This is a genomic window from Alcanivorax sp. HI0044 (genome assembly GCF_001634945.1).
Window position 1 is genome coordinate 1 of record NZ_LWEZ01000591.1, and the last position, 9,444, is coordinate 9,444.

The window sequence follows — 9,444 nt, forward strand, 5'->3', positions numbered from 1 at the left end:
GCCTGCGCATCACGCAACCAGCACAGATCGAGCTTTTTCTTACTGACATCAATACCGATGGTAGCCATCTCTCCACTTCTCCTTGTTCGTGCAGCCTCATCCGGTCAACGAAGGGCTCGGATACCGTTCAAGTTTTGAGAGAAATGCTGGCGGGACCTATCTACATCACAGGCTCAGGGCCTCAGGTCGAATACGGGTTGCCCGCCAGCAGTGGCGGAAGGGTAGCAAATCCTTCCGCCGGAGAGACACAAGGTCGTATTTACCCAAGGGCACAGAGAGGCCGAAGGCCGTAATCCGACAAACCCATGCTCAGGATACCCCACCAAGGCTCTCAGGCTGCGCCTCAACCTTGCGCCGGTAATACCCGGCCAGGAACGCCCCGCAAAGAATCTGGATCTGGTTGTAGCACATGATCGGCAGCACGATCATGCCGAAACCGGGATTGGCCACGAACAGTACCTTGGCCATGGGCAAGCCGGACGCCAGGCTTTTCTTCGAACCACAAAACACCGCCGCGATTTCATCCGCCAGGCTCAAGCCCAAACGCCGCGCCAGCAGCATGGACAAGCCGATCACCAGTGCCAGCAACAACAGGCACAAGCCCACCGCCAGCAACAACGACGCCACCGGCAACTGCTGCCACAACCCCTCGTTCACTGATTCTGAAAAGGCCACATACACGATCAACATAATCACGCCCTGATCGTAACGGCCAACAAAGCCGGGCCAGCGCGACAACAGCCCCACCAGCTTCGGGCGCAGTAACTGCCCCAGGGCAAACGGCAGCAACAACTGCAACACAATGCCTTTCAGCGCCCCGGTCACATCAAAGGCACCATCACCACTGGCGGACACCATCAGCATCAACAGGAAGGGGGTGAGCATCATGCCGAACACATTGGAGGCGGCAGCACTGCACACCGCAGCGGGCACATTGCCCCGCGCCATGGCGGTAAACGCAATGGACGACGATACTGCGGACGGCAACACTCCCAAATACAGAAACCCCAACGCCAGCTCTGGCGGGATCCATTGCGGCGCCAGCAACGACACCGGCAAAACCGCCAGTGGGAAGACCACGAAGGTCAGCGAAGAAATAAACAAATGCAGCCGCCAATGCATGGCCCCGGCCAGCACCTGTTTACGGGACAACGCAGCCCCGTGCACAAAGAACAGCACCGCCACCGCCAGCGTGGACAGCTGCGACAACCCCTCCGCCAAACCACCACTAGCCGGCCACACCGTGGCAGCGACGATCACCATCAACAATAGCAGCGTGAAACCATCCAGCCGGCGCAGCAGGCCCATCATCAGGGCGCCTGCAACGCCGCCAGCGCAGGCGCCAGCATGGCCCGAACCTGACGCTCGGCGGCATCCGCATCGCCCCGCTCCAGAGCCGCCAGCAGGGTTTCATGGTCTTGCTGGCCGGGCTCCGGCAGGGAGTCATCGTATTCCGTGCGCGCAATGGTGCGAGACACCGCTTCACTGAAATAACGGTACAGTTCCGCCAGCGCGCGATTGTGGGCCGCCGCAATCATCGCCTGGTGAAAATCACGGTCATGCTGAATGCGCAGGGGCAGGTTCTGCCCCGCCGCGCCGCGAGTTGCCAGCGCCATACGCATGGCGTCCAGATCCGCACCATCACGGCGCTGGGCCGCCAGCCGGGCGGCTTCTGCCTCCAGCGCCACCCGCATTTCCAGTTGGTCGCGCAGGGTGCTGCGCTCCACCCGCCGTAATGCTTCGGCGGGGTCCAGCCGGGCACGCACATAGGTGCCGTCGCCCTGCCGGGTTTCCAGCAGCCCCGCATGGACCAGTACCCGCACGGCTTCACGCACCGTGTTGCGGCCCACACCGAATTGCTCGCTAAGCCGGGGCTCGGTGGGGATACGTTCACCCACCGGCCATTCACCGCGCGCCACGGCGCTGCGCAACTCAGCCACGGCGCTGTCCACCAGAGAAAGACGGGGTAATTTTGCTTTATTCATATGGTCATCCTATGAATTTAAGGAAATCATCCCATGAATATGGCGCGCACTCAAGCCGACCTATTGAGCCCGCCCCTTTCACATCTTCAGGGTCAGCCGGTCCTCCCGCGACAGGCTCTCACGCACCTGCATAGCCCAGTGGCGTCGCTGCTGCTGTATCGGCCCCAGCCGCTCTGCCGGCACGGTACGTTCCAGCATCGCCAGCGAACTCCCCAGCGTGGCCAGCACCGCAAGATTGCCCCGGGCATTGCGGGCGATCTGCGCAAATGCGGCGTCCACATAGTCGGCAAAGTCTCGCTGCTGGCATTGCAGCCGCAGCTGCCCGTTCACTCGCCGAAACGGTTCCGGCATATGTCGCCCGGACAGGTCGGCAATCACCGCGCCCAGATACAGCACACACTGCTCAGCGGTGGTGGAATCGTTAATCCCCGGCGACAGCGCCTTGATGGCGATATCCACCAGCTGCCGAATACCGAAAGCCGGGTCTTGCTCGATGGTGCGATGGCGGTTGATCACATAGCAACGCAACAAGGCCGCACAGCGCTCTTCGTCCCAGCCCGGCCCATGCAGGTACAGCAATGGCTGCCCCTGGACCACAAACTCGCCCACCGCCACACGCATGGTAACCACCTGCCCCTGGGCATCGGCTTCCTTGACCAGGCCGTTCAGGTACACCTGCTGCACAAACCCGGTGAGCGGGGCCGCCAGCGTGTGGCCTGCCGGTTTATGGCCTGAAGCGTCGCCATCCATCTCCGGCATCACCGCCTCGGCCCGCAACGCCGCCGGGTTCTCGGCGACACGCCCGAACGCCTGATCGTAGCGCTGGGCGATCGCGGCCTGGGTGTCTTCGGTGATTTTCGCCACCACCTGGGATACCTGGATCGAACTGGCAATGTGGTGAATAAAATAGATCAGCAGCGCCAGGCCCACGAAAGCCCCCAGCAACGCCACCATCACGGCAAGGCCATGCCCCAACAACAGCGAATCCGCAGGCAGGCTGCGCAGCACCAGCAAACAGTAGGCGAACACACCGACAATCACGGCCAGCGTCAATTGATTGATGCGATCGGCCATGTAATCGCGTAACAGGCGGGGAGAATACTGGCTGGCCGCCTGGGCCAACACCAGCATGGTGATAGAGAAGGTCACGCCGGCCACGGTAATCATGGAACCGGCGATGGTGGTCAACACCGCACTGGCGCCTTCCGGATTCACCGCCAGCAGGTAGGCCCACCAGTGTTCGCTGGCATCCGGAAGCTCACCGGGGATGGCCGTCAGGATAAAGGCCAGCAGCGACGCCCCGACCAGAAAGCAGGCCGGCAGCAACCACATGCTGGAACGTAACTGGGTATACCATTGCTGAAACCGTGCCAGCACCATGGCTCGCCCTCGCATCCTTGCCCGGGCGGATTACCCGGGTGCGCCACGCTTATGAACGCCCCCGGGCAGAGACCGGGGGAATCAGTCTTCCAGTGACAGTTTGTCCATCCCCGGCAGTGGCGGCAAATCTTTCCGGGTGGCACTGGCAAAGCGCGGCTTTTCCAGCTGGACCGTCAACCCCTGCAGGGTTTCCAGTGGCGCCTTGGTCGCCACCAGATTCGCCAGCCACACCGGCACGCTGCCGCCCGGATCCACGAAGGTTTCAAACTGCACCCGCACCCAACCATCGTCCATGGGAGTAATGATGAACTGGTTATCCAGCGCGGGAATACGTACGAAGCCATCCTGCTTTCCCAGCACGCCTTCGGCATTCACGCTGTGCAGGGTGATCGAGCCGGTGTCCTGGTTCTGGCTCAGCGTATTGGCCAGCACCACATCCCGATCCGACACCGGCCAGATACCGTGAAAGCGCATGTGAATTTCTTCACGGCTTTCCACCGACAGCCGCTTGGCGCCCTGGTTCTGGAAGATCCACTCCGGGAAGGTGTCCACGGCGGTAATCACCGCCAACACCGAGGTGGCGGATGCCTTCACTTCGACAATGCCCTTGAAGGCTTTTACCGGGCTATTGGAAACATCGCGCACATACGTGGTCACATCGCCCCGGGCCTCACCCTCATGATTGGTTTTCCAGTTTGCCGCCCAGGCCGGATTCACCAGCACCAGAGGGGCCAACAACAATGCCACAAACATCGCTCGCAATGGTCTTCTCCTTACTCTTGTTTTCAACAGGAATACAACATCCAAAACGCTGGCCGCAGTATGCTGCCCGCGCACAGGGAAGCAACCGCCAGCCGGGGGATTGGCCCCAATTACCGGCGTTGCCGAGGGCAATTCAAGGCGGATATTTTTCTCACTCTGGCTGATGGCTCTGCGGCAGATCCATGCCTTTCAATTCCGGGTAACGCTTCAGGGCCTGGTCCAGCTTAGCATTCTGGTAGGTCTCGTTGCTGGCCATCTCACGTAGCCCCTGCAGGGTTTCCTGGGGCGCCTTGTGGGAAATCACGTTTGCCACCGAGGACACATTGCCGCCCGGATCGATAAAGGTTTCGAATTCGATGCGTGTCCAACCGTTATCCAGCGGCGTCAGCACAAACTGATCTTCCAGCGCCGCAACCCGCACATAACCCTCGTGCTCCGGCTCGCCATCCACGGCATGGGAGGCCAGGGTAATGGCACCGGTTTCCTCATTCTGGGTGGTCTGGGTTTGGATCAGGGCATCACGATCCTTGGCCGGCCAGATGCCCTTGAAACGGATATAGGCCTGGTCGTTATCGCGTAACTCCAGTGACTGGCACTGATACAACCAGTCCGCGCAGGCACTGCTATCCGCCATCACCGCCAGTACACTCAGTACCGGCGCTTGCACTTCGGTGACACCCCGGAACGCTTTCACCGGGCTGTCTTTCATGGCTTTATCGTAGGTATTGATGTCCGTGCGGGCCTTGCCTTCATTCACGGTTTCCCAGTCTGCCGCCATGGAACCGGCGGATAACATCAAGGTCACGGCCAATGCTGATACGCGTACCGGGCGGGTCCATCCTGTCACTTTGCTCATGGTCTCTCCTTGTTGCCCTGAGGCTGCTTTAGCGTTGCATCATCATGAAATCGCAACACTTTCTTATCACGGTGGCTGTTAGGACCATGGAACAGCACTGGTATCTCCCCACGCGATGGCTATATCATGCATTTTTTACAACTTGCGACAGGCAGAACGGGTCACGTGAAATCGCTTCTGCTTGGCGCCATCTGGCTGTACCAGAAGGTGCTGAGCCCCTGGATAGGCAATCAATGCCGCTTCTACCCCACCTGCTCGGAATACGCCCGGCAGGCGGTAGTTGCCCATGGCAGCCTGCGCGGCAGCGCACTGGCGGCGAAGCGACTGTGCAAGTGTCACCCCTGGCACCCGGGCGGTTTTGACTATGTGCCCGGCACCGAACCCGACCCGGAACAGCACCAATGCACACCGTCATGCGGTGAACACAGCGGGGGGACATCACCATGATCCCCGCCATGCTGAACCGCTACCATCGCGGCCTGTCACTGTCTCTGGTACTCGGCCTGTTCTGTGCCCAGCTGCTGCTGGCATGGCACGCCCCGGCCCACATCGACGCAGGCCAACACAGCCCCGCCAAGGAGCTGCTGGCTTCCGCTGATTGCCAGGTGTGTACCCACGGCCATGGCATGCTGGCACTGCCCAGCGATTACAGTACTCCGGTCACAAAACGCACCGAACCCGTTCCGCTCGCGCCCGCCACCACCGTGGTGCTCCGCAGCAAGCGCAATCCCTACCCGCCCCGCGGCCCCCCTGTCTCTGCCTGACTCCCGTTACTGATCACTGATCATACTGGCGCATCGCCTTTTGCCCCCTCTCCATGAGAGCCGGGCCTGCTGCGCCTGCCTGCGATCAGCAACAAACGTGTTTCCGGCACGAGTCCGGCCAGCCGCTTTCTTTTCGGCTGCGCCCTTTTACTCGTGCCCTCATTCATGCCCTGCATGAACGCTAGAGACAGAGGTAGTTATGATATTTCGACGCCAGACCCTGACCGGGTGCGTCGCCGTGGCCCTGTTGGCGCCCACGGCAGTATTGGCCGACGCTGAAAACAACAGCGCAGCCGCAGACCAGGCTCACGAGCTAAAACAAGTGGACGTGTCCGCCCTGCCGCTGGGCAGTGACAGCCCCAGCACGCCCTATTCGGTGATGGATCAGCAAACCCTCACCCAGAAGAGCCAGAACACCCTTGGGGAAACCCTGAAAGACCAACCCGGTGTCCACAGTGACACCTTTGGTGGCGGCGCCAGCCGGCCAGTCATTCGCGGCCAGGGCGGTCCTCGTGTGGGGGTGCTTAACGATGGCTCCCAGGTCCTGGATGCCTCCAGTATTTCCCCGGATCACGCGGTCACAGTGGACCCCCTGCTGGCGCGCCAGATCGAAGTCCTGCGCGGACCGTCCACCCTGCTCTATGGCAGCGGTGCCAGCGGCGGTGTTGTCAACGTGCTCGACACCCGCATCCCCACCCAGCGCCCCCGCGAAGAGGTGGAAGGTTTCGTGGCAGCCCGGGCCAATACCGTGGCCGATGAGAACGCCACTGCCGCCGGCCTCACCTTCTCCGCCACCGACAATCTGGTGTTCCGGGTGGAAGGCAGCCGCCGCGATGCGGACGACTACGAAGTGAATGGCTTCGAAGAACTCACCGTGCCCGGCACCTATGCGGAAAGCGACAACGGCAGCATTGGCGCCTCCTGGATCGGTGATCAGGGCTACTTCGGCATGGCCTACAGCTATCGTCGCGACAACTATGGCCTGCCCGGTCACAGCCACGAATTCGAGGAGTGCCAGTCCAGCGGCACCAGCCTGGATTGCCCCACCGGCGGCCATAATCACGACCACGACCATGGCGAGATCGTCCCCTATGTGGACCTGGCCAGCCGCCGGGTAGATGCCCGCGGCGAATACCGCGAACCGTTCGCCGGGGTCACCGCCATTCGCTTCCGTGGCAATCACACCGATTATCGCCACCACGAGATTGAGGAAGGCGCCATCGGCAGCACCTTCACCAACAAGGGCGGCGATGCGCGGCTGGAAGTGGAACATAAACCGCTGGGGAACTGGCGCGGCGTGGTGGGCCTGCAGTACACCCAGTTCGACTTCAGCTCATTGGGTGGCGAAGCCTTCGTCCCGAAGACAGAAACCGAATCCATTGCCGTCTTTGCGGTAGAAGAATATGTCCTCAACGAGCAATGGTCCTTCGAATTGGGGGCCCGCCAAGAGCACCTGACGCAGACACCGGACCAACGCAACGGCCAGCCGCTTGCCAAAGTCACCGCCGACAACGCGTCTTTCTCGGGCGCAGCCAACTGGGCCTTTGTGCCCGGTTATGAACTGGTGCTGTCCGTGGGCCACTCTGGCCGCGCACCCAGCGCCCAGGAGCTCTATGCAGAAGGCGTCCACCTGGCCACCAATACCTACGAATGCGGCTTGCTCAGCGACTGCGGTGGTGGGCAGCGCGATCTGGATGACGAAGTCAGCCTCAACGCCAACCTGAACCTGCGCAAGACCCAGGGCGACTGGTTGTTTGATCTGGGCATTTTCGAAAACCGCATCAACAATTACATCTATGCCCGCACCCTCGACCAGATCGAAGACTTCCGTCTGATCAAGTACAGCCAGCGTGACGCCACCTTCACCGGTGCCGAAGCCTCGGTGAGCTACTACGGTATCGACCCGGTGGGCATCACGGTCTTTGGTGATACGGTGCGCGCCACCTTCGATGATGGCGGCTATCTGCCCCGCATTCCCGCCAAGCGGCTGGGCACTCGCCTCAACAGCTACCTGGGCAACTTCGACGGCGAACTGGAGTTCTACCGCAGCTTCGCCCAGGACCAGATCTCAGGCTTTGAGGAAACCACCCCGTCCTACGACATGGTCAACGCGACCCTCAGCTACCGGCTACGTGGCGACCAGCGCTACACCTTCTATGTGCGCGGTAACAACCTGCTGGGCGAAGAGGTATTCAACCACTCTTCCTTCCTCGCCAGCACCGTGCCGGAGCCAGGTCGCAATGTCACCGTGGGTACCCGCATTGAATTTTGATAAGCCGCAACGTTAACGGCATTTGTACCGGCGCCTTTACTCCGCCGGGCACAACAACACGAATATGGAGAACACCATGCAACGCATGATGAAAAACCTGAAACAAAACGCAGCCCTGCCCCTGTCTCTGCTTGCCGCCTTCACCATGGCCGGTTGTAACGAAACCGGCACCAGTTCTCTGGGAAGCGCAGAAGACGAACACGACCATGCCCACGAAGCCCACCCCGGCCGCCTGGTTATCGCCTCACGGGATGGCGCCGGCGACCAGCTCTACGTCTATGACCTGGAAGAGAGCGCCCTGCTGCCCGGCAACCTGGCTCTGGATAATGCTCCCAGTGCGCTCTACACCAGCCCAGGCAAGCGCTTCGTGCTCGCCCCGCAACGGGACGCCAACCAAGTACAGATCATCGATGGCGGGCTCTATCAACACGACGACCACGTGGACGAAGTCAGCCCGTCCCTCACTGGCACTTTGAACGGCCCGGCCCCCACCCACTACCGCGTCCATGGCGAGCAAGCAGCCCTGTTCTATGATGGTGACGCCGGCAATGCCATCATGGCCGAGGTTGAGCTTCTCACCGATGATTCACTGGAAACTGCCAGCAGCGTCGCCAGCCAGACCCTGGCCAGCGCCCATCACGGTGTCGCCGAACCCCGTGGCGATGTACTGCTCGCCACCTTCCGCACCGCCGCCAGCGGCCTGCCGGAAAAAGTCGACATCTATCATCAGCACAACGATCACTACCACCAGGAAGGCACCGTCAGCCTGGACTGCCCAGGTCTTCATGGCGCCGGGTCCAATGAAGATTACTCCGTGTTCGGTTGCAGCGACGGCGTGCTCATCGTTCACCAGGACGGAGAAAACTTCACCGCCCAGCACGTGAACAACGCCGCCCTGGGACTGACCGGCAGTGAGCGAGTAGGCAGCTTCGACAGCCACCACGAAATGCCACACTTCGTTGGCTATGCTGGTGATCGCATCCTGATCATCCCCCCGGATGATGGCGACGTGCAGGAACTGGACTGGAAAGAAGGCGCTGCCGTCTCTCTGGACAGCCACAGCCTGGCCCCCCATGGCGAGCACCTGGTGCTACTGGATGACGCCGGCGACCTGCGCATTTTCGACACCGCCGACTGGAGCGAACATGCCCACGTGGAAAACGCCATTGATCCGGCAACCGCCGCGCCTCCGGCCAGTGGTCACGGCAGCCGTGTCGCCATGACCGTGGCCGGCGAACCCGCCCATGCCTTCCTGTCCGATGCCGGCAACCAGTCCATCGTTGTCGTGCATTTGGAGGAAGGCAGCATAGAAACCCCGCTGTCCCTCAACTTCACCCCCGGCGCACTGGCCTGGGCCGGCCTCGCCGGTGCACACGAAGAACACGCAGAAGACGGGGACCATGACCACGACGAACATGATCATGA

The 9,444-nt window shown here is 61.4% G+C and carries 9 protein-coding genes; 4 read left to right on the forward strand and 5 right to left on the reverse strand.

Annotated elements, in window-relative coordinates:
• Positions 1-309: 309 nt before the first annotated feature.
• From A3730_RS07085 to A3730_RS07105, 5 genes are all read right to left on the reverse strand, one after another.
• On the reverse strand, positions 310-1,311 hold the full coding sequence (locus A3730_RS07085) for a bile acid:sodium symporter family protein (protein WP_063520774.1): 1,002 nt from the start codon (positions 1,309-1,311) through the stop codon (positions 310-312).
• The gene (locus A3730_RS07090) at positions 1,311-1,985 is read right to left on the reverse strand and encodes a FadR/GntR family transcriptional regulator (protein ID WP_063520773.1); all 675 of its coding nucleotides are present in this window, start codon (positions 1,983-1,985) and stop codon (positions 1,311-1,313) included. Before A3730_RS07090 ends, A3730_RS07085 begins: the two co-directional genes overlap by 1 nt.
• 78 nt (positions 1,986-2,063) lie before the next feature.
• Entirely contained in the window at positions 2,064-3,365 is a 1,302-nt protein-coding gene (locus A3730_RS07095) for a DUF2254 domain-containing protein (protein ID WP_063537796.1), read from the reverse strand.
• Between the two features lie 81 nt (positions 3,366-3,446).
• Entirely contained in the window at positions 3,447-4,118 is a 672-nt protein-coding gene (locus tag A3730_RS07100; protein WP_063520541.1) for an START domain-containing protein, read from the reverse strand.
• Between the two features lie 160 nt (positions 4,119-4,278).
• Positions 4,279-4,983, reverse strand: coding sequence for an START domain-containing protein (locus A3730_RS07105; RefSeq protein ID WP_063520542.1), 705 nt, complete (start codon positions 4,981-4,983; stop codon positions 4,279-4,281).
• Between the two features lie 165 nt (positions 4,984-5,148).
• Here A3730_RS07105 and yidD point away from each other — a divergent pair, with 165 nt between their 5' ends.
• The 4 genes from yidD to A3730_RS07125 form a co-directional block, all read left to right on the forward strand.
• Positions 5,149-5,430, forward strand: coding sequence for a membrane protein insertion efficiency factor YidD (yidD, locus tag A3730_RS29530; protein WP_082872241.1), 282 nt, complete (start codon positions 5,149-5,151; stop codon positions 5,428-5,430).
• Positions 5,427-5,747, forward strand: a complete 321-nt coding sequence (locus A3730_RS07115) for a DUF2946 family protein (protein ID WP_156497029.1) — start codon at positions 5,427-5,429, stop codon at positions 5,745-5,747. Before yidD ends, A3730_RS07115 begins: the two co-directional genes overlap by 4 nt.
• A gap of 199 nt (positions 5,748-5,946) precedes the next feature.
• A complete protein-coding gene (locus tag A3730_RS07120) occupies positions 5,947-8,019 on the forward strand; it encodes a TonB-dependent receptor domain-containing protein (RefSeq protein WP_063520545.1) in 2,073 nt (690 codons plus the stop codon).
• Positions 8,020-8,095: 76 nt separating this feature from the next.
• The coding region (locus A3730_RS07125; protein ID WP_063537798.1) for a hypothetical protein at positions 8,096-9,444 on the forward strand (1,349 nt) is incomplete at its 3' end.